The sequence below is a fragment of the Stutzerimonas degradans genome (genome assembly GCF_024448505.1).
Taxonomy (GTDB): domain Bacteria; phylum Pseudomonadota; class Gammaproteobacteria; order Pseudomonadales; family Pseudomonadaceae; genus Stutzerimonas; species Stutzerimonas degradans.
Genome location: NZ_JAMOHV010000016.1, coordinates 29283 through 51839, shown reverse-complemented (window position 1 = coordinate 51839; position 22557 = coordinate 29283). Strand labels below are relative to the sequence as shown.

At 63.8% G+C, this 22557-nt stretch carries 21 protein-coding genes and 1 tRNA gene; 13 read left to right on the top strand and 9 right to left on the bottom strand.

All coding sequences use genetic code 11. From position 1 onward, the window contains the following. Positions 1-15: 15 nt before the first annotated feature. On the bottom strand, positions 16-600 hold the full coding sequence (locus NAV27_RS17305; RefSeq protein ID WP_102829405.1) for a DUF488 domain-containing protein: 585 nt from the start codon (positions 598-600) through the stop codon (positions 16-18). 6 nt (positions 601-606) lie between these two features. After that, positions 607-816, bottom strand: coding sequence for a hypervirulence associated TUDOR domain-containing protein (locus NAV27_RS17300; RefSeq protein ID WP_102829406.1), 210 nt, complete (start codon positions 814-816; stop codon positions 607-609). Positions 817-1326: 510 nt separating this feature from the next. Between NAV27_RS17300 and NAV27_RS17295 the strand changes: the two genes are divergently transcribed. The 5 genes from NAV27_RS17295 to NAV27_RS17275 all read left to right on the top strand — a co-directional run bounded on the left by NAV27_RS17295 (position 1327) and on the right by NAV27_RS17275 (position 5921). Beyond that, positions 1327-3435 carry a glycoside hydrolase family 5 protein gene (locus NAV27_RS17295; protein ID WP_102829407.1) on the top strand — a complete coding sequence of 703 codons (2109 nt, stop codon included), beginning with the start codon at positions 1327-1329 and terminating at the stop codon, positions 3433-3435. A 424-nt stretch (positions 3436-3859) separates the two neighbouring features. Further along, positions 3860-4591 (top strand): hypothetical protein, encoded by a 732-nt coding sequence (locus NAV27_RS17290; RefSeq protein WP_102829408.1) that lies wholly within the window; start codon positions 3860-3862, stop codon positions 4589-4591. Then, positions 4588-5013, top strand: a complete 426-nt coding sequence (locus tag NAV27_RS17285; protein ID WP_003289497.1) for a phage holin family protein — start codon at positions 4588-4590, stop codon at positions 5011-5013. Before NAV27_RS17290 ends, NAV27_RS17285 begins: the two co-directional genes overlap by 4 nt. Further along, the gene (locus NAV27_RS17280) at positions 5013-5777 is read left to right on the top strand and encodes a DUF3618 domain-containing protein (RefSeq protein ID WP_102829409.1); all 765 of its coding nucleotides are present in this window, start codon (positions 5013-5015) and stop codon (positions 5775-5777) included. Before NAV27_RS17285 ends, NAV27_RS17280 begins: the two co-directional genes overlap by 1 nt. Before the next feature lie 68 nt (positions 5778-5845). Beyond that, positions 5846-5921 (top strand) — tRNA-Thr (locus NAV27_RS17275). Positions 5922-6051: 130 nt separating this feature from the next. On the opposite strand, the gene NAV27_RS17270 is transcribed toward NAV27_RS17275, so the two are convergent. Next, positions 6052-7629, bottom strand: coding sequence for a winged helix-turn-helix domain-containing protein (locus NAV27_RS17270; RefSeq protein ID WP_102829410.1), 1578 nt, complete (start codon positions 7627-7629; stop codon positions 6052-6054). A 187-nt stretch (positions 7630-7816) separates the two neighbouring features. On the opposite strand from NAV27_RS17270, the gene NAV27_RS17265 reads away from it, so the two are divergent. The 3 genes from NAV27_RS17265 to NAV27_RS17255 all read left to right on the top strand — a co-directional run bounded on the left by NAV27_RS17265 (position 7817) and on the right by NAV27_RS17255 (position 9566). Beyond that, entirely contained in the window at positions 7817-8569 is a 753-nt protein-coding gene (locus tag NAV27_RS17265) for an SDR family oxidoreductase (RefSeq protein ID WP_102829411.1), read from the top strand. 46 nt (positions 8570-8615) lie between these two features. Then, positions 8616-9095, top strand: a complete 480-nt coding sequence (locus NAV27_RS17260; RefSeq protein WP_102829412.1) for a carboxymuconolactone decarboxylase family protein — start codon at positions 8616-8618, stop codon at positions 9093-9095. A gap of 72 nt (positions 9096-9167) precedes the next feature. Then, on the top strand, positions 9168-9566 hold the full coding sequence (locus NAV27_RS17255; RefSeq protein ID WP_102829413.1) for a cupin domain-containing protein: 399 nt from the start codon (positions 9168-9170) through the stop codon (positions 9564-9566). A 100-nt stretch (positions 9567-9666) separates the two neighbouring features. Here NAV27_RS17255 and NAV27_RS17250 read toward each other — a convergent pair whose 3' ends face one another. The 4 genes from NAV27_RS17250 to NAV27_RS17235 form a co-directional block, all read right to left on the bottom strand. After that, on the bottom strand, positions 9667-11715 hold the full coding sequence (locus NAV27_RS17250) for a pyridoxamine 5'-phosphate oxidase family protein (protein WP_102829414.1): 2049 nt from the start codon (positions 11713-11715) through the stop codon (positions 9667-9669). Positions 11716-11765: 50 nt separating this feature from the next. Beyond that, the gene (locus NAV27_RS17245; RefSeq protein ID WP_102829415.1) at positions 11766-12392 is read right to left on the bottom strand and encodes a glutathione S-transferase family protein; all 627 of its coding nucleotides are present in this window, start codon (positions 12390-12392) and stop codon (positions 11766-11768) included. Between the two features lie 163 nt (positions 12393-12555). Further along, positions 12556-13461 carry a LysR family transcriptional regulator gene (locus NAV27_RS17240; protein ID WP_102829416.1) on the bottom strand — a complete coding sequence of 302 codons (906 nt, stop codon included), beginning with the start codon at positions 13459-13461 and terminating at the stop codon, positions 12556-12558. A gap of 2 nt (positions 13462-13463) precedes the next feature. Then, positions 13464-14360 carry a LysR family transcriptional regulator gene (locus NAV27_RS17235; RefSeq protein WP_180981457.1) on the bottom strand — a complete coding sequence of 299 codons (897 nt, stop codon included), beginning with the start codon at positions 14358-14360 and terminating at the stop codon, positions 13464-13466. Positions 14361-14617: 257 nt separating this feature from the next. On the opposite strand from NAV27_RS17235, the gene NAV27_RS17230 reads away from it, so the two are divergent. Next, positions 14618-16045 (top strand): sensor domain-containing diguanylate cyclase, encoded by a 1428-nt coding sequence (locus NAV27_RS17230; protein ID WP_102829495.1) that lies wholly within the window; start codon positions 14618-14620, stop codon positions 16043-16045. Between the two features lie 57 nt (positions 16046-16102). On the opposite strand, the gene NAV27_RS17225 is transcribed toward NAV27_RS17230, so the two are convergent. Next, a complete protein-coding gene (locus tag NAV27_RS17225) occupies positions 16103-16882 on the bottom strand; it encodes an IclR family transcriptional regulator (RefSeq protein WP_102829417.1) in 780 nt (259 codons plus the stop codon). Between the two features lie 100 nt (positions 16883-16982). Between NAV27_RS17225 and hmgA the strand changes: the two genes are divergently transcribed. Both hmgA and fahA read left to right on the top strand, forming a co-directional pair. Then, positions 16983-18287, top strand: coding sequence for a homogentisate 1,2-dioxygenase (gene hmgA / locus NAV27_RS17220; RefSeq protein ID WP_102829418.1), 1305 nt, complete (start codon positions 16983-16985; stop codon positions 18285-18287). Between the two features lies 1 nt (position 18288). Continuing rightward, positions 18289-19608, top strand: a complete 1320-nt coding sequence (gene fahA, locus NAV27_RS17215; RefSeq protein ID WP_102829419.1) for a fumarylacetoacetase — start codon at positions 18289-18291, stop codon at positions 19606-19608. An 86-nt stretch (positions 19609-19694) separates the two neighbouring features. Here fahA and NAV27_RS17210 read toward each other — a convergent pair whose 3' ends face one another. Then, positions 19695-20372 (bottom strand): TIGR04211 family SH3 domain-containing protein, encoded by a 678-nt coding sequence (locus NAV27_RS17210; RefSeq protein WP_232249105.1) that lies wholly within the window; start codon positions 20370-20372, stop codon positions 19695-19697. A gap of 404 nt (positions 20373-20776) precedes the next feature. Here NAV27_RS17210 and ihfB point away from each other — a divergent pair, with 404 nt between their 5' ends. Together ihfB and NAV27_RS17200 are read left to right on the top strand one after the other, a co-directional pair. Next, the gene (gene ihfB, locus NAV27_RS17205) at positions 20777-21061 is read left to right on the top strand and encodes an integration host factor subunit beta (RefSeq protein ID WP_003291410.1); all 285 of its coding nucleotides are present in this window, start codon (positions 20777-20779) and stop codon (positions 21059-21061) included. Positions 21062-21211: 150 nt separating this feature from the next. Further along, positions 21212-22480: an LPS O-antigen chain length determinant protein WzzB gene (locus NAV27_RS17200; RefSeq protein WP_102829420.1), complete on the top strand. Its 1269-nt coding sequence runs from the start codon at positions 21212-21214 to the stop codon at positions 22478-22480. Positions 22481-22557 lie beyond the last annotated feature (77 nt).

Genomic DNA, 22557 nt, shown 5'->3' with positions numbered 1-22557 from the left:
TCGCAGCGCGGCGCGCTAGATGTCCAGGCGCGCCTGCCGTCCGCCGTCGGCATCCTGGCGCAGGGGTTCTCCCGCGTCTTGCGCGTAACTCAGCTCGCCATCGACCAACCGCGCCGGTGCGGTGAACGGGTGTGCGATCAGATGCTGTTCGTCCTGAATGTGCAGCACCTCGATGCCGCGCACCTTCAGCACATCGGAAACCAGCGAGCGGTGGCAGCGCCACCACAACACCTCGGCGCACATCATCGCGGTGTGCCGCTTGCCGGCCAGCGCCAGCAGACGTTCCAGGCCGCGGGCAAACTCTGCGCTGGCCAGATGGTCGGCATAGCCGCGAAACGAAGCGTTGCGCCACGCCTGGTTGACCGAGCCGGCCGCGGCGCGACGACGGCCGCCCAGCTCCGGTAACCATTCATAGTTGATGCCGCGGTCAGCGAGCGCTTCGCGCAGGGCGTCCGAGCCGAACTGCGGCAGTCGGCGTGAACCTGGATGGCGGCGCACATCGGCGATCCCCTCGATGCGGTAGTGCTCGAGCAGGGCGATGAACTGTTCGAGCGAGCGTGTCGAGTGGCCGATGGTCCAGACCGTGTCCGGCATGCTCATGCCGGGTCAGTCCAGCTTCGTCAGTGCACCGGGTTTGTGCATGGCGATGTGATCGGTCTTGTCACTCTTGATCTCGTACTGCGGCTCCTGCGCGCTGGCGCGCCGGGTGTGCCCCTTGTACTGCGTATCGGCCGTATGGACCTTGATGATGGTGCCGCTGACCCGCCCCGCCTCGGAATTCCAGCTGACGTGATCGCCCACCTTGAATCGATTCATGGCCTTGCTCCGTGGTGACCTCAGTTCTGTTGGGACAGCGCCTGCCAACGGAAGATTCGCGGCCGGTCTCCCGCCCAGATGCATCGCCGTTTGTCGGAAAAGATTGGACTTTGAATTGAAACAAACTTCGCCTCCAATTCAAAAAAATGACGCCTTTAGACGGTCAAAGGTGTTCTAACAGGCCGGTAATTAATCCCTTAGATTGCTGGCAAGTTGCTATTTTGCAGTGGCGAACTAATAGCAACTATCAAAGCATGTCGATATTTTGGCGACTGCAAATGGTCGTTTGAATTTCCATTATTTTTTGGAACCTATTATAAAGCCGCCACGCAACGATTAATTCGGATTGTTCAGGGTTGGAACAGCGGGTTTTCCGATTGCTGACTGGTTCATTCAGTTGTGACAAAGCGGCTTCCCGACAAGCAGTGCCACCCACGACTCAATTGACCTCCCGCACTTTTTTAAAGGCCGCGAAAGCGCCTTTAGACGTATTAAGTTTCGGAGAGAAAGATGTCTATCAACGTTTTTGCCGGCTCCCGCAAGGCGCTCGTAGCTTCCATCGCCCTGGCCGCCGTACTGGGCAGCGTTACCGCTTCCTCTGCAGTGTTGGCCGCTGATGCGCTCAGCACTGCGTCGACGACTGTGACCCTCAGCGCGAAGATCAACGGCTTCACCAATACCGATTGGCTCAATGGCGTCTGGCGTGCCGCGCCGGCCCTGTCGATTCCGGCCTCCACTGCCAACAATGCCGCGTTCAAGGTCGGCGCCAGCGTGCGTCTGGCCGACGGGCAGGTGCGCAAGGTCACCAAGGTTTACGTAGTTGGCAGCAACCTCAGCGTGTTCCTCGATGGCGCGGTAGTGGATGGCAACAAGGTGGGGGCGCCGAATGTTCTGAGCGCAGTGACCATCGCCACCGCGACCACCAGTCCGACCACCAGCTCGCCTACAACCAGCAGCGGGTCCACGACTACCGTTTCGAGCGGTATCGCTTATGCGTCCGGTATCAACAACTTCACCAATACCGACTGGCTCAACGGTGTCTGGCGCAAGTCCGCCGGTTTTTCCATTCCGGCAACTAGCGCAAGCAAGAGCGCATTCATTGTTGGCGCGACGGTAAAACTGGCCGATGGCCAGCTGCGCAAGGTCAAAACTGTGCAGGTTGTCGGTTCCAACATGAGCGTCTTTCTCGATGGCGCGGCAGTAAACGGCAGCGTGGTTGGCTATCCGAACAAACTGACGGCTGTTTCCGGAAGTACCACCGAAACGGCAATTACCGCACCGACCCAAACCACACTCGCCACCAGCGGCCTCAATAACTTCACCAATACCGACTGGCTCAACGGGGTATGGCGCAAGTCGGCCGGTTTCTCCATTGCTGCCACGGGTGCCAACCAGGCTGCGTTCAAGTTGGGCAATTCGGTGAAACTGGCCGATGGTCAGGTGCGCAAGATCACTGCCGCCTATGTTTCCGGCAGCAACATGAGTGTCTATCTGGATGGCGCGGTTCTGGACGGCAACGCGGTGGGCTATCCGAAGACCATCACTGCCATCAGCGGCACCAGCACCTCCACCGGCACGGTCACCAGCCCCGCACCCTCGGCGCCGGTCGTGAGCGCACCGGCTGAATCCACTGCGCCGGCCGACACCACCAATGGCCAGCCGCGCCTGGTCGGCGTCAACCTGTCCGGCGCCGGCTTCGGCCCGTCGGTGGTGCCGGGTGTGCACGGCACCAACTACACCTATCCGGCAGAGTCGTACTACAAGAAGTACGCCGATCTGGGCATGAAGCTGGTGCGCCTCCCGTTCCTCTGGGAGCGCATCCAGCCCAAGCTTAACACCCCGCTCAACGCCACCGAGCTGGCGCGTCTGAAGCAGTCGCTGGACTTCGCGCACAAGCACGGCGTGAAGGTCATCCTCGATCTGCATAACTACTACCGCTACTTCGGCAAGCTGATCGGCTCCAGCGAAGTACCCATCAGTTCGTTCGCCGGCGTGTGGAAGCAGATTGTTCAAGAAGTCGTCAGCCATCCGGCCGTCGAGGGTTACGGCCTGATGAACGAGCCGTACTCCACCAACGGACTGTGGCCGCAGGCCGCACTGGCCGCTGCCAAGGCGATCCGCACCCTGGACAGCCAGCGCTGGATCTACGTGGCAGGTGATCGCTGGTCGAGCGCCTACCACTGGCCGCACTACAACACCCAGCTGATCAACGATCCGTGGATGCGCGATCGCAAGAACAACCTGGTGTTCGAAGCGCACATGTATGTGGACAAGGACTTCTCCGGCAACTACTTCGACAAGGCCGAAGTATTCGACCCGATGATCGGCGTGAATCGCGTCAAGCCCTTCGTCGAGTGGCTGAAGAGCAACAACCTGCGCGGCTACATCGGTGAGCACGGTGTACCGGACTTCTCGCCCTCGGCCATCGTCGCCACCGACAACCTGCTGGCTTACCTGCGGCAGAACTGCATCCCCAGCACCTACTGGGCGGCAGGTCCCTGGTGGGGTGAGTACGCGCTCTCGCTGGACGTGACCAGTGGCAAGGCCCGCCCGCAACTGCCGGTGCTGCAGAAGCACGCCAAGACCGCCAACAGCTGCAGCAGCATCGGCCCGCTGTAAGCCGACTCCGCAGCGCAAACAGGAACGGGCCTCAGGGCCCGTTTTTGCGTTTCTGGCGGACGCGCCGCATGCAGTTCGTCGGGGCGCGCTGCGCTGAAAATGACTGGGTGGTCAAGCAGAGAGCTGAAGTGTGCCGTTTCGCTTGTTTTCCCGCCCAAGCGCCGCAGGCCGCGGTTGGCGCCGCTTTCGCGTGCTGAGCGGGCGATCCGCGCCGGGAGCGTTGGGCGGACGGGCGCTTTGCCTCGCGCCAATCGCCATCGTCAGCCCGCGGACCGCTGGGCCAGAACCACGGAACTCGAAAAATGGGGTCCGGTCACCTTCTATGTGCACGCCGTGAACCGCGCGGCTCGTGGCGGGATAAGCCCGCAACGCTGTGTTTCAGCGGACACAGTCATTCGGCCAAACTCATAGAAGGTGGATCAACATGACGACACCCGATGAAGACATCACAGGTTATGGCGGCCTGCCGCAATCAGGCTCGACGCCGGACAGCGCCGCTCCCGGCAGCTCGCATGGCGCCGCGGATGCCGATCTGAAGGCCAAGGCGCGAGAAGTAGGCGACGAGGTGAAGCAGCAGGGCAAGGCGCAACTGGACAGCTACCGCGGCACGGCCGCCGACGAGCTGGAAAAGGTCGCACGCAGTGCCCAGGCCGCGGCGGACGAGCTGCAGCACCAGGACAACGGCCTTTCAACGTACGTCTCGGAGATGGCGCAGGGCATGGTCGAACTGGCCGACAACCTACGTGGCAAGAGCGTCGACGAGTTGGTCGGGGAGGTCAATCGCCTCGCCCGCAATAACCCGGCGCTGTTCATCGCCGGCAGCATCGCCGTCGGCTTTGGGCTGACCCGCTTCGCCCGTGCCTCCGGGCAGCGCGCGCAGGCGCATGAGCCAACCGTCGACTACGGCCATTCGGACGCCCTGCGGCCGCATCCAACCTCGCCGCTCGGGCGCGCCAATGCCACGCCGAGTACTCCCGATCTGCCGAGCCAGATGGAGCTCGACGAGCGACTGTCCAGCGGTCAGCCAGCCGCTCCGGTGGGCAGCATCAGCAACGCCGGTGCGACGACTACGCCCGCCGATGCACGCCGGCATGAATCCGGCGCGACCAGCTATCCCACCAATGGCAAAGGCACCGACGGAGGGCTGATTCGATGAACGAACAACGCAACCTCAATACGCCATACGAACCGCTGCACACCGAACAGGACAACTCTGTGGGCGGCCTGCTGCGCCAATTGACCCGTGAGGTGCCCTCGCTGTTCACCAAGGAACTGGCGCTGGCCAAGGCCGAACTCAGCGAATCGCTACGCGCCACCAAAGCCGGCGCCGCCAGTGTGGCGACCGGCGGCGCGGTGCTGCTGGCGGGGTTCATCATTCTGTTGCTGGCGGCGGTGTACTTCCTCGCCACGATGATGGAGCCCTATCTGGCCGCACTGATCGTCGGCGGGGTGGTGGTGGTCATCGGCCTGATCATGGTCTCGGCCGGCAAGAAGAAGTTCGAGGCCTCGTCGTTCAAGCCGGACCGCACCCTCCATTCCATCCAGAAGGATAAAGAAGCCGTCAGGGGGCATGCATGATGAGCACGCACAACCAGATCGACTTAGAAGCGCAGAAGGACCCGGACACCCTCGAACGGGAAATCGACCAGCAGCGCGCCGAGATCGGCAACATCGTCCATGCGCTGGAAAGCAAGCTGTCGCCCGGCCAGATGATCGACACCGCTCTCGGCTACGCCAAAGGTGGCGGCGGCGAATTCCTGCACAACCTCAGCGATACGCTGAAGGCCAATCCGGTACCGACGGTCTTGACCTCGGTCGGCCTGCTCTGGCTGATGGCGGGCCAGAATCGCCGCCCGGATTACCACGGCGCCAGCGGCCCGTCCGCTACCGACAAACTCGCTGCCAAGGCCTCGAACCTGAAGCAGCAGGGCGTCGGCATGAAGGACCGCGCCAGCCAGCTCGGACACAGCGTCTCGCACTCGCTGGGCGATGCACGCAGCCGCGTCGGCGAATCCGGCCGGCATGCCGCCGACAGCCTCAAGCACACGGCGGCGCGCGCTCGCGGCGGTTTTTCGCAACTGCTTGACGAGCAGCCGTTGGCCGTCGGCGCGATGGGCATCGCCCTTGGTGCGCTGCTCGCCGCCACGATGCCGCTGACCCGTCGCGAAGACGAGCTGATGGGCGAGACCAGCGACCGGTTGACCGGCAAACTGCGCGACAAGGCGCGGGCGGGCTACGCCCAGGCAAGCGAAATGGGCAGGGAGGTGGCAGATGAGGTGGTCGGCAAGGTCAAACAGAACATCCACCACGACCCGAGCCGTCCCGCCTCCGGCCCGCATTGAGGTGGCAAAGAAGTTATGCGGTCGGGCTTGAGTCCGACCGCATAACCCCCGATAATCCGCCGCCTGGCGCCGGTGTAGCTCAGTAGGTAGAGCAGCGCATTCGTAATGCGAAGGTCGCAGGTTCGACTCCTGTCTCCGGCACCAATGAAATCAAAGGCTCGCAGCGATGCGGGCCTTTTTCGTTTCTGGGGCGGCTGTGGGGCGGGCAGGCGAGGCAACAGTAGCGGGGGCTGCGTGGCGATGCTCGATGGTACGCGCGCCCGCCGGAACCTTCCTACTCGGGCAACCCTGCGATTCTCAGCCCCGCAACAATCGTCGCGTAGTTCTCCGGGCGGTGGATGGGGAGCCAATCCCTGAGTGTTGACACGCGCAAACCGGGGTCCAGTTGGCGCAGTTTCTCCATTGTCTGGCGCGCTTCGGCCAGCCGTCCGGCGAGCGCGTCGCTGGCGGCGAGTACGGCAACGGCCAGCAGCAGCGTTGGCAGATCCCGAAGCGCTGCCTCTGCCCAGGAAGCGGCCGTATCGAATTCTTCGGCGAAGAGGTGGGCCAGGCCCATGCCGGCTCGCATTCGGTACAGCTCGGGATCGAGCGGGCTTAACCGCATGGCATGTCCCAGATGCTCGATCGCGGCATCGGTTTCGCCGCACCAGATACGCAGGAATGCACCGAGAAACCAGGCCGCCGCGAGGTTGGGATTGAGCAAAAGGGCTCGATCCACCAGCGCAATGCCTTCGCGTAGCTCACCAGCCAGATGGCCCAGCGCATGTCCGCTGCGGGTCAGGGCAACCGCATCGTCCCGGCCAAACTCCACCGCCCGCCGCGCCAGCCGGATGCCTTCCGCTGTTTCGTTCGGGCGATCCTCCATCCAGCCATTCACTTTGCGCCAGCAGTGGCACCAGGCGGCCATCGCGTAGGCCGAGGAGAATTGCGCATCGACGTCGATGGCGCTGTGGAAGTTCGTTAGGGCTTCGCCGATGCTTCGGCGAGAGCCTTGATGCAGCTGCGCCATGCCGCGCAGGTAGTAGTCGTAGGCGTCGAGGCTGGCGGTTGGTGTGCGTCTGGCGCGCTCGATTTCCGCACGTTCGAGCTGAGGCGCTATCGCCCCGACGACGCTTTCGGTGATCTGGTCCTGCAGGTCGAAGATATCGTCCAGGACGCTTTCGAAACGCCCGGCCCAGTGGTGCGCACCGGATGACGCATCGACCAGCTGGCCCGTGAGTCGCACGCGGTTGGCAGCCTTTCGCCAGCTGCCTTCGAGAACGTAGCGGACACCCAGCTCGCGGCCGATCTGCTTCACGTCAACGACGCGCGTCTTGTAGGCGAAGCTCGAATTGCGCGCGACGACGAACAGCCAGCGGTAATGCGACAGCGCCGCGATGATGTCCTCGACCACGCCTTCGACCAGATAGTCCTGCGCGGGGTCGCCGCTCAGGTTCACGAACGGCAGCACGGCGATGGACGGCTTGGCTGGCAGCGCCGGTGAGTCGGCCGTGGCGTCGGCAGGACTGTCCGAGTGCGCGGGCGGTTGGAGATTGTCCGCGGGTTCGCTCCGCAGGGTTGCCACGAACCGAATTCCCTTGCGTGCCACCGTGCGAATCACCCGCTGTTGCCGGCCACTGTCGCCAACGGCATTGCGCACCGCGTTGATGTGACTGGCCAGGGTTGACTCCGAAACGATACGACCGGCCCATACCGCCTCGATCAGCTCATCGCGGCTGACCACCCGCTCACGGTTTTGCAGCAGATAGACGAGCAGATCGAATACCTTGGGCGCCGTGGCGACGATTCGCTCATCGCGCCAGAGTTCGCGTCGCGCCAAATCGAGCCGGCAGTCCTCGAACACCCATTGCATTTATCGCTCCTTGTCCGGTCTGTGCGTCGCGCTACTCCGGGCGTACAGACGCTGCTACCGGCTTTGGTGAGCTGGACGAATACCCCATGGAAAAACAAGGTTTCCGCAAGGTCATTCGCCAGCTCGGGCCGCATGCTGAACCTCAACCGGCGCACGAAAGATAAGCGCCGCAATCGAGGATCAGAACATGAAAATAGTCGTGATTGGCGGAAGCGGCCTTATCGGGGCGAACATTGTAGGCAGGCTGCGTCTCGACGGGCACGAGGTCGTTGCAGCTTCACCCCGTACCGGCGTCGACACGGTCACGGCGGCGGGCCTGGCGCAGGCGCTGGCGGGGGCGCAGGTGGTGGTGGATGTCGCTAATTCGCCGTCGTTTGAGGACCGCGCCGCCCTGGAGTTCTTCGAGACTTCCGGCCGTAACCTGCTCGCCGCCGAAGTCGACGCTGGTGTGGAGCACCACCTCGCGCTCTCCGTGGTCGGTACCGATCGGCTTCCTCAAAGTGGTTATTTCCGGGCAAAGGTCGCTCAGGAGACGCTGATCAAGGCGTCCCGGATTCCCTACACCATCGTGCGGGCCACGCAGTTCTTCGAGTTCATCGGCAGCATCATCGACGCAAATATCGATGGTGAGGTGGCGCGGCTGTCGCCGGCGCTGATGCAGCCTATCGCTGCCGATGATGTCTCGGCCCTGCTGGCCGACCTGGCCGTTGGTGCGCCACTGAACAGCACCCTGGAAATTGCCGGCCCCGACTGTTTTCCGATCGACGAGATCGCGCGCAAGTTCCTGGTGGCACAGGACGACCGCCGCCAGGTCATCGCCGACGTACATGCGCGCTATTTCGGCAGCCAGCTGTCTGACCGCTCGCTGCTGCCCGGCGCACATCCGCGCCTCGGGCCGACACGCTTCCACAACTGGCTTAGCCGCGCGCAGCGCGCCTGACTATCCCAAAAGACCCAACGCAACATCGCCTATCGAGGTTTCAGCCATGACTCAACGCATCGACTACCAGACGCAATCTCCGGAGCTGTTCAAGAAGTTCGTCGAGTTCAGCCTTCTACTCAAACAATCTGCCATCGAGCAATCGATCCGCGAGCTCGTGGACCTGCGCGTGTCGCAGCTCAATGCCTGCGCGTTCTGCGTCGACATGCACGTCAAGGAAGCCACCCAGCATGGCGAGCGGGCGCTGCGACTGCACCATGTCGCGACGTGGCGCGAATCGACGCTGTTCAGCCCGCGCGAGCGTGCGGCGCTGGCTTGGGCGGAAAGTCTCACCCAGCTTTCCGCCCAAGGGGTGCCCGACGACCTCTATGAGCGCGTACGTACGCAATTCTCGGAGAAGGAGCTGTCCGACCTGACCTTCCAGGTCATGGCGATCAATGCCTGGAATCGGGTCAACGTCGGTTTCCGGGTCGTGCCCGGCACCTATGACAAGGCATTTGGCGTGGACAAGTCCGGACTGTTCTGACCCGCCATCGACGCGCGTGTGGGTGCGTTCGGTGCCCACACATTTCCTCTTTTCCAGAACATGAGGCCCGCCATGCAGCATTCCACAATCTTTGCGTCATTGATGTTGGCCGCCTGCTCCGTCAGCGCGCAGCCGTCAGCGCCACCGGTGGAGGTTGACACCCTGATGAGCAAGGCCCTTGCAGAATATCCCGGCAAGGAAACGATGGTTATCGAGGTGACCTACCCGCCGGGTGGCGGCGACCCGGTGCACCGGCACGACGCCCACGGGTTCATCTACGTGCTGGAGGGCTCGATCGTGATGGGCGTGCGCGGTGGCGAGCCGGTCACGCTGAGCGCCGGGCAGGCCTTCTACGAGGGGCCGGACGACATCCACACGGTCGGGCGCAATGCCAGCTCCACCGAGCCCGCCCGGTTCCTGGTGTTTCTGCTCAAGGACGCCGGTGCGCCCATTCTGGAGCCGGCGCATTGAGCCTTTGCGGTGGCAGGTGAGTCGCACAATGGCATGGCGGCTTCGCGGCTGGCGGTCGGGAGAGAACGCCCTGGGCGGCGAGGAAGTTGCGCCGGTCACCTCAGAGATCGAGAACCAGGGGTTGGGGATCGCCCTCCGATTGCGCCGGTACCGCGCAGCAGATCAGCACCTGATCGCTGGCGGGCATCAGTGCCGGTGGGGTGGGGTAATGCACGCTGCCGCTGATCAGCCGGGTGCTGCAGGTACCGCAGGAGCCGCCACGGCAGCTGAACTCGGGGTTCAGGCCGCGGCTTTCCGCCAGTTCCAGCAGGCTGCCGCTGTCGGGTGTCCAGTGTGCTTCGGTGGCTGATGCGCGAAAGTGCACCGGCACCGATGCGCTGGCTGCAAGGGACTGGGCCGGCGGCCGCCCGGTTTCGGCGCGCCGCAAGGCCGATGGGCCGAATGCCTCGGCATGGATGCGCTGGTCCGGGATGTTCACGCTGCGCAGGCCGTCGTACATGTCCTGGAGAAAGCCCGCCGGGCCGCACAGGTAGAAGTCGTAATCATCCAGCGGCAGTCGCGCCTTGACCTGCGCGAAATCCAGGCGGCCCGCCATCTGGTAATCGCGCTCCGGCTGCGCCGAGCCGGGGATGCTCAGCGCGCGGTGGATGTGCAGCAGCCCGTTCGAGCGTTGTTGCAGTTCGGTGAGTTCTGTCTGGAAGGGCAGGTCGGCCAGGGTTCTGGCGCTCTGGAACAGGTGAATCGCATGCGCCTTGCGCCGCTGCCGGTTCTGCGCCACCAGCGCTCGGGCCATCGAGATCAGCGGTGTGATGCCGACACCGGCGCCCAGCAATACCACTGGCCGTTCGCTGTCTTCTTGGAGGGTAAAGCTGCCCAGCGGCGGTCGTACCTCGAGCAGATCGCCCGCCCGCAGCTTGTCATGCAGATGCGCGGAGGCCCGGCCTTGCCGCTTGACGCTGATACGGATGTAGCCGTCCGACGGTGCACTGGAAACGCTGTAGGTTCTGAGCAGGGCATCGCCCTCGGCGGTGTGGATGCGGATCGGCAGGTGCTGGCCCGCGGCGAATGGCACGACAGCGCCGTCCGGCGGCTCGAGGAAGAACGAGCGGATGTCGCGGCTCTCCTGTTGTACATGGGTGACCCGCCATGACTGCCACTGCCGGTGTTGTGCTTGCTGATGCAGGTGCCGGTCGGCTTCCGCCCAGGTGCCGGTTGCCAGGCTGGTGGGGGCGTAGCCGTGAAACTGCCAGCGGATCGTCAGCGCGCCCGGGCGCAGCACTGCCTGCTCGACTTCAAAGGCCCAGAGCCGCTCGGCGCCCTCGAAGGCGTCGAGCGAGGGGCTGTCCAGCAGCAGTTCGGTGCGGCCGGTGAGTTGCAGCAGGTCGCCAGTGGTGAAGTCGATGAACAGCAAGCCCGCGACCGGATTGGTCTGCAGGTTGCCCAAGGTGTTGAAGAACCGGTTGCCGGCGTAATCGGGGATGGTCAGGCGGTTGCCTTCAACCTTGATGAAACCGGCACGGCCGCCGCGATGAGAGACGTCCACGGCGCGCGCCTTGCGGTCACGCGCGACGTAGCTGGCGACGAAGAAGGTGTCGGCGGCACGGATGAGCGCGCGGGTGCGTTCGTCCAGCGTGCTGAAATCCTGGCGCGGCGCGATGCCGTCTGCCGGGGGCGGCACGCGGGCATAGGAGCGCTCCTGAATGTACTTCGGGCAGTTGCCGTAGGACTGCTCGACCATCACCTCAAAGCCATCGGCCGCTACGCGCCGGATCACGCCGTTCATGCGATTGCGCCGGCGCGTATGCAGCTCGATGCCGAGCAGGCCGATCGCCTGGCCTGCCCGCAGCCCGGCAGCTGCCGGGTCTTGCGGGTCGGCGTGCGCCGCCAGAAACAGGTGCTGCGGGTCGGCGGAGGTGACAAAGCCTTCCGGCCCTTCGAGCAGGGTGGCCCAAGGACGATTATCGGCGTCCACCGCGCCGACCACCATGAACGGCAACTGCTGGAAGAACTCGCGGTGCTGCTCAGGCATGTAATCGCGGATGACTTGCCGCCCGAGTACGGCCAACCGTTCGGCTACGTTGAAGCGCTCCTGCAGCGCTCTCTCACCGGCATGCCAGGGCGACGCCGGGTGTCCTGGCAGATGATCCATGACTCACGCTCCTCGAAAACTGCCGGAAGGCCCGGCAGTCCGGTACTTACTCAGGCGGCTTGCAAACCTATGACGGTGCGCTGCATGGGTACGAAGCCGGGCAGGGCCTCGATGCGTTGCAGCCAGGCGCGCACATTGGGGTAGGGCTCGAGCGAGACGTTGCCCTCCGGCGCATGGGCGATGTAGCTGTAGTTGGAGACGTCGGCGATGCTCGGTTTGGCGCCGGCCAGGAAGGGGCTGTGGGCCAGTTCGGCGTCCATAACCTTGAGCAGCGTGTGGGCGCGAGCGATGACCTCTTCGGCATTGAATGACGCACCGAACACGGTGATCAGTCGCGCCGCCGCCGGGCCGTAGGCCACCTGGCCGGCGGCCACCGACAACCAGCGCTGGATGCGCGCTTCGGCGAGCGCGTCCTGCGGCTGCCAGCTGTCGCCGCCGTAGCGCTTGGCGAGGTAGACCAGAATCGCGTTGGAGTCGCTGATGAAGGTGCCGTTGTCGTCGATGACCGGCACTTGGCCGAAGGCGTTGATGGCGAGGAACTCGGCAGATTTGTGTTCGCCGTTGGCCAGGTCGACAGACACCAGCTCATAGGGGAGCTGCAGCAGCGAAAGCATCAGTTCGACGCGGTGGGCATGCCCTGAAAGCGGGTGACGGTAGAGTTTGATCGGCTGAGACATGGTGCTGGCTCCGCAATGGATTCAAGGGGGGGGCGCAGCGGCAATCTGCGCTGGCAGAGCCATGCTGCGCCCTCGCCGGGTTGAGCAGAATCACCATGCGGCGCAATCCATAATTTCGTTTTCTGGAATAACGCCAGGCGCGGCGCGGCGGAAGAACGCTCGATCAGCGCGCTTGGAAGGCGGGATGGGCGCGAAGCTGCGGCGCCGCGAAGTCGATGAAGGTTCGCACGCGCGCCTCGGCGCGGCGGCCATGGCGGTAGATCAGCTGCACCGGTACGTCGGGACCGGCAAACGCGCTCAGTACCGGCTCCAGCAGGCCACGCCGCAGTTCGTCGTGGGCTTCGTAACTCATGCAGCGAATCAACCCCAGCCCCAGGGTGGCCGCATGGATGGCCGCCCGCTGGGTGGTGCAGGTGAGGGCCGGCGTGGGTTTTACCGAGCGGATGGAACGGCCACAGCGGAAATGCCAGTGCGCGTCGTAGCCCGCCGCATTCGTGGCCACCGCGCGATGTGCTTTGAGGTCTTCGGGCGTCGACGGTCGACCCCATTTGCCGAGATAGGCGGGTGAGGCGCAGACAATCGGCCTGACGGCGCCCAGCGGCACGGCGAACTCCGATGAGTTGGGTAACTGGCCGAGAACCAGCGCTATATCGATGCCTTCCTTGAGCAGTTTGGGCACGCCTTCGCAGGCGCGGATATCCAGCCGCACGTCAGGAAAGGCGTTCAGGTAGGCCACGGCGATGGGTGTGAATACCTGCAGATCCATCAGCAGCGGCAAGGCCACCGTCAACTGCCCGTCGGGGCTGGCATGCATGCCGGCGGCGGAGCGCTCGGCCTGCGCCGTTTGCTCCAGGACGAGCCGGCAGCTTTGTGCGAACTGCTCGCCAGCAGGGCTCAGCGCGACGCCGCGCGGTCCGCGCATCAGCAGGCTGGTCTGCAGGCGCGCCTCCAGCGCGGCAATGGTGCGCATGACGGTTGCCGGCGACTGTCCCAGCTGGCGCGCCGCGGCGGCCAGGCTGCCAGCCTGTGCCACGGCCGCGAAGGTCTGTACCTGGCGATATCGACTCACGGTCAGGTTACCGGCATGGCCTGCAGTGCCGGGTCGGCGAGGAATCGGCTGGCGCAGTGATCGACGAAGGTACGCACCTTGGCGGGAACCCGGTTGCCTCCCTGATACAGCACATGCACCGGCAGCGCCGGGGTCTGGAATGCCTCGAGGACGATCTCCAACTCGCCCTTGGCCACCCACTCGGCGGCCTGGTAGGACAGCACCCGCGTGAGTCCCCAGCCCAGGCGCGCCGCATTGATCGCCGCCTGATTGGAGCTGACCGTCAGGCGCGGTTCGGGATGCAGGGCGATGGCACGGTCGCCGACCCTGAACTGCCAGTCGGTGAGCAGGGTGCTGGTCGACGACATCACCGTCGGCAGCGTCAGCACGTCCTCCGGTTGTCGCGGTCGGCCGACGCGTTCGAGAAAGCCTGGCGAGGCGCATATCACCGGCCGGATATGCCCGACCTTGATGGCTTGCAGGCTGCTCTGCGGCAGTTCGCCGATACGGACGGCGACATCCACGCCCTCATCGACAATGTTCACCACGCGATCCACCAGCACGGCGTTGAGCGTCACCTCGGGCTGAGCCGCCAGGTACTCGGTGATCAGCGGTATGAGGAACAGCTCGCCAAACATCACCGGCGCCGTCACCGTCAGGTTGCCGCGGACGCGAACCGCGCTGCCGGCCGCCAGCTCTTCGGCTTCTTCGAGGTCGAGCAGGATGCGCTTGCAGTCCTCGACATAACGCCGGCCCGCTTCGGTCAGGCGCAGGCTGCGCGTACTGCGTGCCAGCAGCAGGGTGCCCAGGCGGTTTTCCAGGCCGGCAATCACCCGCGTCACGCTTGGCGGCGACATGCCCAGCAGCCGGGCGCCGCCGGCGAAGCTGGCCGCCTCCGCAACCGCGACCAACACCTTCATTTCCTGAAACCTGTCCACGTTCACCGCCAGCTTGCAGAGTTGAACCGACCACAGGGTAGCGGCTGACGGGCGCCTCGCACACCGCCTCCTTCAATGATGGCCATTGCGCATTATTTTGTGGCCGGCCGAGGTCGTCGCGCGTCGTAGAGTCACGAGAATGCCTGCCATGTGGGGCGTGGCGCGAGCGGAGCAAAGCGTTGAAAGACAGAGCAGCCGGGTTTCTAGCATCGACCATGCTGCTGCTTGCGCTGGTGCCGATGTGGGCGTTCGTGCTGGGCGAGATCCGGCATGAGCGTGCATTGGCCGGAGCGGCCGCGCGCAAGGATGCGATGAACCTGGCGACTGCCTTCGAGGCGCATGTGCGCAGCACCATCCGCTTGATGGATATCGTGCTGCTGGATATGCGCGAGGACGTGCTCGAACAGCCGGACGACTTTCAGAATCACGTGAAGGAGGAGCTGCAGGCCTATGGCAGCTTCGTCTCGCAGTTGGGCGTGATCGATGCAAGCGGCCAACTGGTGTTTTCCAATCTCGCGCCGATCAGCAAGCCGATCGACCTCAGCGATCGCGAGCACTTTCGCGTACACCGCGACAATCCGCAGACCGATCGGCTGTTCATCAGCAAACCGGTGCTCGGGCGGCTGTCGCATCGGTGGTCGATCCAGTTCACCCGGCCGATCTTCGATGGCGGGAAATTCGCCGGTGTGCTGGTGCTGTCCGTGCCGGCCGATCTGTTTTCCGACTACTTCCAGCAGATCGACGTCGGTGCCAATGGCAGCATCGTGCTGCTGGGCACTGACCGCAGCATCCGCGCCATCGCCTCCGGCGCGCCCATTCCCGGTCGCTACGGGCGCTTCAAACTACCCGAGGACAAGCCCTACTTCGTCGATGGCGCTCGGGTTGGCTACTACGAGGGTGTCAGTTGGCTCGATGGCGAGTACCACCTCGGTGCCTATCGGCGCCTGGAGGACGAGGGCGTCCTGGTGCTCGTACTGCTGTCGCCGAAGGATTTCATGGCGGGGTTCGAGGAACATCGCAAGCTGCTGATCGTTTCGGCAAGCATCATTTCCCTGCTGCTGCTGGCAGTCGCGCTGCTGATATATGCGTTCAGCCGCCGACATTTCCGCAATACCGCCAGGCTGCGCGAGGCCCACGAGCAGATGACGCAGCTGGCCAACACCGACGTGCTCACGGGTGTCAGCAGCCGCCGCTCGTTCTTGGCCGGTTGCGAAGCGGAGCTTTCCCGGGCGCGGCGGCATGGTGAGGATGTCAGCCTGCTGATGCTCGATATCGATCACTTCAAGCGCATCAATGACACCTACGGTCATCCGATAGGTGATGAAGTGCTCACGGCGTTCACGGCGACCTGCTCTCGGGTGCTTCGCGCGCACGACCTGCTCGGCCGGCTCGGCGGTGAGGAGTTCGCCATCGCGTTGCCGAGCACGGATCTCGAGGGCGCGTTGTCCGTAGCGGAGAAAATTCGGCGTGCAGTCGCCGAAGCGCCGATCCCGACCTCGGTCGGCCCGATCGTCCTGACCGTGAGCATCGGCCTGGCGAGTTCGGCGGCTGGCCGCGACGACCTCCAGCCGTTGCTGGCTAGGGCCGACGGTGCGCTCTACGACGCCAAGCAGGATGGACGTAACCGCGTCTGCGCCGCACGTGAAGGCGAGGCTGCCGGCGTCTAGCCGACACCGCTTACATGCGATACGGCGCGCCTGCCGGGTCGCGCCGGAAACTTCCCGTCAGAACGAAGCGCCCATGCGTTCGCTGATCGCGCGTGCCGTTGCGAGCAGGCGCTGTGCCGCAGCGCCATCCACCTCGGCCATGAAGTCCGGCGCCGTACCGACGACGGTGATCACCCCCGCCAGGCGCCGGTCGCCGCTGAACAACGGTGCCGACAGTGCATTGACGCCGGCCATCAACAGGCCGTGTACCGCTTGCACGTGGCGGTGCTGCAGCTCGCTCATCTGTTGCGTCAGAGCCGCGGAGGAGGGTGCCGCTGGCAGCTGCAGTTCCGCTTCGCGTAGCGGCGCTGTTTCCAGGTTCGGCAGGAAGGCATTGAACACCAGGCCGGTGGACGAACCCAGCAGCGGCAGCACCGAACCGATCTGGGTGACCAGTGTGACGGCCCGTACCGCCTGCTCGACGTGCACGACGGTCGGTCCGCAGTTGCCCCAGACGGCGAGGAAGCAGGTTTCGTTGAGATCATCGCGCAGCTGTGCCAGGTGCGGCGTCGCCAGGCGAACCACATCCAGCCGCCCGAGCGCGGCCAGCCCGACGAACAGCGCAGCGCGCCCCAGACCGTAGTGATTGGTCTGGGCATCCTGCTCGGCGAAGCCGCTGGCGATCAACGCCTGCAGATATCGATGGACCTTGCTGGCCGGCATGCCGACGTGTTCGGCCAGGCGCGACAGCGAAGTCGCCGGCGCGAGTTCGGCCAGCGCGGTGAGGATATCGGTGCCGACCTCGGCGGCCTGTACTTTCTGGCGACGGGGCGCGGTGTCGGCGTTGTGGTCTGGCATGCGAGGCGGTCCGGTGGCAAAGGGGCTGTTTATAGCTTGACGTTGTGGGGAGTTCAAATTACGTTTTGCGTAATCTAATTACAAAAAAAACGAGGTTGCCATGCGATCCCATCCACAATCCGCAGCGCCTGCCGGCTATCTGTCCGGTTTCGGCAATCAATTCAGCAGCGAAGCCCTGCCCGGCGCGTTGCCGGTCGGGCAGAACTCGCCGCAGAAGGTGCCCTACCGGCTCTACACGGAGCTGTTGTCTGGCACCGCCTTCACCGTGCCACGCAGCGAAGCGCGCAGGACGTGGCTGTACCGCATGCGTCCATCCGCCGCCCACGGTCCTTACCAACGCCTGGAGCGACAGCTGGATGCCGGGCTGGGGGCGATCACGCCCAATCGCCTGCGCTGGAATCCGCAGCCCATTCCGGCCGTGCCAACCGATTTCCTCGACGGTCTGTCGTGCCTGGCGGCAAACGCCGAGGCCGATCAAACGAGCGGTGCGAGCCTGTATTGCTATGTGGCCAACCGCTCGATGCAGCGCGTGTTCTTCGATGCCGACGGCGAGTTGCTGATGGTCCCGCAGCAGGGGGCGCTGCGGCTGGTCACCGAGCTTGGCGTGCTCGACGTCGCGCCGCTGGAAATCGCCGTGATCCCGCGCGGGATGCGTGTGCGTATCGAATTGCTGGACGCTTCGGCGCGCGGCTATGTCTGCGAGAACCACGGCTGCGCGCTGCGCCTGCCGGAGCTGGGGCCGATCGGCAGCAACGGCCTGGCCAATCCCCGCGACTTCCTCGCGCCCGTGGCGTGCTACGAGGAGCATGACGGGCCGGTTCAGCTGGTGCAGAAGTTTCTCGGCGAACTCTGGGCGACCGAACTGGATCACTCGCCGCTGGACGTGGTCGCCTGGCACGGCAACAACGTGCCTTACAAATACGATCTGCGGCGTTTCAACACGATTGGCACAGTCAGCTTCGATCATCCCGATCCGTCGATCTTCACCGTGCTGACCTCGCCGAGCGCCGTTGCGGGCATGGCCAATATCGACTTCGTGATCTTCCCGCCGCGCTGGATGGTCGCCGAGCACACCTTCCGTCCGCCGTGGTTCCATCGCAACCTGATGAACGAATTCATGGGCCTGATCGACGGCGCCTACGACGCCAAGGCCGATGGTTTCCTGCCCGGCGGCGCCTCGCTGCACAACTGCATGAGCGCGCACGGGCCGGATCGCACCTCCACGGAACAGGCGATCAATGCGGCACTCGAACCCCACAAGATCGATAACACCCTGGCGTTCATGTTCGAGACAGGCCAGGTACTGCGGCCTACGCGCCAGGCGCTGCATAGCCCGCAGCTGCAAGCCGACTACGACAGCTGCTGGGCCGGCCTGGATAAAACTTTCGACATGCAGGGGAAATGACATGAGCGCACAGACAGAGCTACGCAGCTGGGTCGAATCGGCCAACGGCCACCCGGACTTTCCACTTGCCAACCTCCCGCTGGGCGTGTTCAGCCTGGACGGCGACGCGCCGCGCGGTGGCGTGGCCATCGGTGATTATATCTTCGATCTGGCCGCCGCCTGCGATGCCGGGCTGTTCGCTGATGCTGCACTGGAGGCAGCACGGAGCGCGGCTGCCAGCAGCCTCAACGCCTTTTTCGCGCGCGGTGCCTCGGCGCGCCTGGCATTGCGTACCGGCTTGTACGAGCTGCTTGGCGAGCACAGTGCGCAACGCACGCGGCTGCAGGCGATGGGCGAGATGCTGCTCAAGCCGATGAACCAGTGCCAACTGCACCTGCCGGCCAGGGTCGGCGACTACACCGATTTCTACGTGGGCATTCACCACGCCAACAACGTCGGCAAACTGTTCCGTCCGGACAATCCATTGCTGCCGAACTACAAGTACGTGCCCATCGGCTATCACGGTCGCGCGTCGACCATCGACGTATCGGGAGCGCCCGTCCGGCGGCCCAACGGCCAGACCCTGCCGGCGGGTGCGAGCGAGCCGGTCTTCGGGGCGAGCAAGCGGCTCGACTACGAGCTGGAGCTGGGGATCTGGATCGGACCGGGCAATGCGCGCGGCGAGGCGATTCCGATCGGTGAAGCGGCCGCGCACGTGGCGGGCTTCTGCCTGCTGAACGACTGGTCGGCGCGCGATCTGCAGGCCTGGGAATATCAGCCGCTGGGGCCGTTCCTGTCCAAGAGCTTCGCCACCAGCGTGTCGCCGTGGGTGGTGCTGCCGGAGGCGCTGGCGCCGTTCCGCTGCGCACAACCGCCGCGCCCGGCCGGCGACCCGCAACCGCTGCCTTATCTGTTCGATGAGCGGGACCAGCAACTGGGCGCGCTGGACATCGAGCTCGAGGTGTTGCTGCTCACCGAAGCCATGCGCGCGCAGGGCCTGCCCGCCCAGCGCATCGCCCTGAGCAGCACGCAGAACATGTACTGGACCGTGGCGCAGATGGTCGCGCACCACAGCGTCAATGGCTGCAGCCTGCAGCCGGGTGACCTGTTCGGCTCCGGCACGCTGTCGGGGCCGAGCGCCGACAGCTGTGGCAGCCTGCTGGAAGTCACCGAAGGCGGCAAACGTGCGCTGGAGCTGCCCAGTGGCGAGACGCGTACCTTCCTCGAAGATGGCGACGAGATCATCCTCAAGGCGCGCTGCCGCCGCGAGGGATATCCATCGATCGGCTTCGGCGAATGCCGTGGGCGCGTGCTGCCGGCGAGCGCGGCGGCAGCGCGCTAGATCAGCGAGGCAAGGGGCAGGGCGATGAACCTGCCCGAGTCAGCAGCCCGTGCCTCGCATGCGATGAGAGGCGCGGGGCGCTGGTATCAGAACCAGCGGTCGTTGCGTTTACGCCCGCGCGTCATCGCCGGCAGGATCAGGCCCAGCAACAGGCCGGCACCGGCGATGCTGCCGCCGTAGACCATGTAGCGCATCAGCACCTGCTTGTTCTCATCGCCCAGCCGCGCCTGTGCTTCGCGCAGCTCGGACTGGCTCTGGCTCAGCGCGCTGTCGAGTTGCTGGCGGCGCGCCTCCAGCTCATCGATCAGCGTCTTGCGCGCATCCAGCGTCTCCTGCATTCCCTGCACGCGGGCCTTCCAGTTGTCATCGATGGTGCGCAACTGTTCATCCAGCTCGGCTACGCGCTGTTCCAGCTGCGGTACCCGTTCGGCGTGGCCAGGCACGTTTTGCAACTCGCGGGTGGGAATCCACACGGTGTCGCCATTCTCGCTGCGGACCTGGCTGAAATCGCCCTTGCTGGTGATCAACTCCACCGGCTGCCCCGACTGCAGCGTGCCAACGATGCGATACCCCTCGGTCGGACCGCTGCGCACATAGGTGCTCAGCGTGTCGCTCACCCAGCGCTGCGAGTCGCTGGCTTGCTGTGCGTGTGCCGGTGCGCTGGCAAACCAGGCCCCGAAGATGAAAACACCCAGGGTGCGATACAGGGGCAGGCGCGCAGTGCGCGCTCGATGGGATACAGAACGGTAACGAGATATGAGCATGCAGGCGTTCAACATATATATAGGAAGAGAACAAAGGCCCCGATGACCGGGCCGGTGAGCGAGTAGACGGTGCAGCGATTGGCTGCCGGCACGCCGCCGGGGCGGTCCGAGAGCGGGTAGAGGGGCGGCAAAGATGCTTCTGCGCAGATGTAGTTCTGCCGCGCCGTCCGGGTAGTCCGTCAGGGGACAGACAGTTCGCGGCAACCCGAGTTCCCCGGCAGCGGAAGCTGAATCATGCCGTTCGAGAGCGCGTCGACATGTTCCAAAGAACCACTCAATCGCGTACGCGCCATACAAAGAACGCCGCTGCCCGTCAATCCCGTTGGGCTGTTCAAAGTCTGAACAACATGCTACAAACGTCCGCAACCCGAATCATCTAGCCGCTTGAAAACGAAGGGAAAACCATGACCAAGTCGGAGTTGATCGAGCGTATCGTCACCCAGCAGGGGATGCTTTCTTCGAAGGATGTCGAGCTGGCCATCAAGACCATGCTCGAGCAGATGGCACAGGCGCTGGCTACTGGCGACCGCATCGAGATTCGCGGTTTCGGCAGCTTCTCCCTCCACTACCGCGCCCCCCGCGTAGGCCGAAATCCCAAGACCGGCCAGTCCGTCAGCCTGGATGGCAAGTTCGTCCCGCATTTCAAGCCGGGGAAAGAACTGCGGGATCGGGTGAATGAGGAGGAGTGACGTTTCGAAGACGCGGCCCGTAGGTTTTTGTGAGGTGCGTCACGTGCTCCAGAAAAAATGCGCTAATTCTCTATAACGTAAGGAACTTTTTGTCGCTATCCCGTACGAATCCCGCTCCGATTGCTTTACAGCCCATAACAAGGAAACCGGATGATCGTGCAGCCCCAGCCTTTGGCAAATGATGAAATTGATCTGGTTGAGCTATTTCGTGCGCTTTGGCGACAACGCCTCCTTATCGTTGGCGTGACGTTCGCAGTAACCCTGATCGCGGCCGCTTACGCTTTTCTTGCAACTCCGTACTACCAAACCAAAACTTACCTTCGACCTGTTCCGCAGAGCATGCTTGATCAGCTCAACGAGACCGGTATCTACAAGCTCACGCCCGAGGATGCACTCAGCAGGGTGGCGAGTGGGCTTTCATCCTACGACAAGCGTCTGGACTATTTTCTTAGCAACCAGGAGATGTTCCAGGCGATTGAGCCGAAGGGTGATTCAGCGGAGCAAGCCTTCGCTGATTTCAATGAGCAGGCGTTTGAGATGCTTCACCCGGATCCCAAGAAGACCGAGAACCGCAGTGCCTATGTGGGGCTGAAACTTACTTATCCTAAGGGTATGGAGGGTTCGGCGATCGTGAACGGTTTCGTTGACTACGTACTCGAACTTGAGCGTAAGGAAATCGCCGAGGATCTGGAAAGTCTGATCGCCAACCGCCTGGCGAGCCTCGATATGAACATGGAGGCGCAACGAGCGAACTACTCTGCCTCCAAAGAGGCGAAGATTGCTACATTGCTCGAAGACGCAGCTCTGAAGCGCGCTCAACTTCAAGACGAACTCGCAGCATTGCGCGCAGAGCTGAAGACGCGCAGGAACAACCGTATCCAAGAGCTGAACGAGGCGATAACCATTGCCGACTCCCTGGGCATTCGTACTCCAACGAGTCCGTCAGCCATGGCTGCGTCGGCACGTTCTGGTACTCAGGTCATCCGCACCGAAGTGACCAATCAAGAAGCGCCACTTTACTTCCTGGGCACCGAAGCGCTTACGGCGGAACGCGATGCGCTGAAGAATCGCACGTCCGACGACTTTGTTGAGCCGCGCATCGCGGAAATCCAGTCGGAGCTGACGCTGCTGGAGAACAACCGCGAAGTGGAGATTTTGAAGGCGCGCGAAGGAGAGGACCTTTACTTGACCAACCTAGCGCAGCTTAGAGAAGAAGCCTCTCGGCTGAAGGGCATCAAGCTCGACACCGAGCGATTGCGCCTTGTTCGCTTGGATCAGCCTGCCCTGCAATCGCTCAACCCGATCAAGCCGAAAAAGGTGCTGATTTTGGCGCTCGGTCTGGTACTCGGTGCAATGCTGGGTATCTTCGTTGCATTGGTACGCAGCCTGATGAATCGTGATCGTGCGTATTCGATGTAATTGCGTTGAAGTTTGAAGGCGGTTAGGAGCAACTACCGCCTTTGTCTGTTTTCTCTTTTTTGATTGGCTGCGATGGC

What these genes read in the sequence shown, in the direction of transcription:
- NAV27_RS17225 (WP_102829417.1), bottom strand. Translation starts at nt 16,882, where the DNA reads ATGCCAGACCACAACGCCGACACCGCGCCCCGTCGCCAGAAAGTACAG.
- NAV27_RS17210 (WP_232249105.1), bottom strand. Translation starts at nt 20,372, where the DNA reads ATGCTCATATCTCGTTACCGTTCTGTATCCCATCGAGCGCGCACTGCG.
- NAV27_RS17265 (WP_102829411.1), top strand. Translation starts at nt 7,817, where the DNA reads ATGAAAATAGTCGTGATTGGCGGAAGCGGCCTTATCGGGGCGAACATT.
- NAV27_RS17235 (WP_180981457.1), bottom strand. Translation starts at nt 14,360, where the DNA reads ATGAAGGTGTTGGTCGCGGTTGCGGAGGCGGCCAGCTTCGCCGGCGGC.
- NAV27_RS17255 (WP_102829413.1), top strand. Translation starts at nt 9,168, where the DNA reads ATGCAGCATTCCACAATCTTTGCGTCATTGATGTTGGCCGCCTGCTCC.
- NAV27_RS17270 (WP_102829410.1), bottom strand. Translation starts at nt 7,629, where the DNA reads ATGCAATGGGTGTTCGAGGACTGCCGGCTCGATTTGGCGCGACGCGAA.
- NAV27_RS17260 (WP_102829412.1), top strand. Translation starts at nt 8,616, where the DNA reads ATGACTCAACGCATCGACTACCAGACGCAATCTCCGGAGCTGTTCAAG.
- NAV27_RS17295 (WP_102829407.1), top strand. Translation starts at nt 1,327, where the DNA reads ATGTCTATCAACGTTTTTGCCGGCTCCCGCAAGGCGCTCGTAGCTTCC.
- hmgA (WP_102829418.1), top strand. Translation starts at nt 16,983, where the DNA reads ATGCGATCCCATCCACAATCCGCAGCGCCTGCCGGCTATCTGTCCGGT.
- NAV27_RS17305 (WP_102829405.1), bottom strand. Translation starts at nt 600, where the DNA reads ATGAGCATGCCGGACACGGTCTGGACCATCGGCCACTCGACACGCTCG.
- NAV27_RS17200 (WP_102829420.1), top strand. Translation starts at nt 21,212, where the DNA reads ATGATCGTGCAGCCCCAGCCTTTGGCAAATGATGAAATTGATCTGGTT.
- NAV27_RS17300 (WP_102829406.1), bottom strand. Translation starts at nt 816, where the DNA reads ATGAATCGATTCAAGGTGGGCGATCACGTCAGCTGGAATTCCGAGGCG.
- ihfB (WP_003291410.1), top strand. Translation starts at nt 20,777, where the DNA reads ATGACCAAGTCGGAGTTGATCGAGCGTATCGTCACCCAGCAGGGGATG.
- NAV27_RS17230 (WP_102829495.1), top strand. Translation starts at nt 14,618, where the DNA reads ATGTGGGCGTTCGTGCTGGGCGAGATCCGGCATGAGCGTGCATTGGCC.
- fahA (WP_102829419.1), top strand. Translation starts at nt 18,289, where the DNA reads ATGAGCGCACAGACAGAGCTACGCAGCTGGGTCGAATCGGCCAACGGC.
- NAV27_RS17285 (WP_003289497.1), top strand. Translation starts at nt 4,588, where the DNA reads ATGAACGAACAACGCAACCTCAATACGCCATACGAACCGCTGCACACC.
- NAV27_RS17280 (WP_102829409.1), top strand. Translation starts at nt 5,013, where the DNA reads ATGAGCACGCACAACCAGATCGACTTAGAAGCGCAGAAGGACCCGGAC.
- NAV27_RS17245 (WP_102829415.1), bottom strand. Translation starts at nt 12,392, where the DNA reads ATGTCTCAGCCGATCAAACTCTACCGTCACCCGCTTTCAGGGCATGCC.
- NAV27_RS17290 (WP_102829408.1), top strand. Translation starts at nt 3,860, where the DNA reads ATGACGACACCCGATGAAGACATCACAGGTTATGGCGGCCTGCCGCAA.
- NAV27_RS17250 (WP_102829414.1), bottom strand. Translation starts at nt 11,715, where the DNA reads ATGGATCATCTGCCAGGACACCCGGCGTCGCCCTGGCATGCCGGTGAG.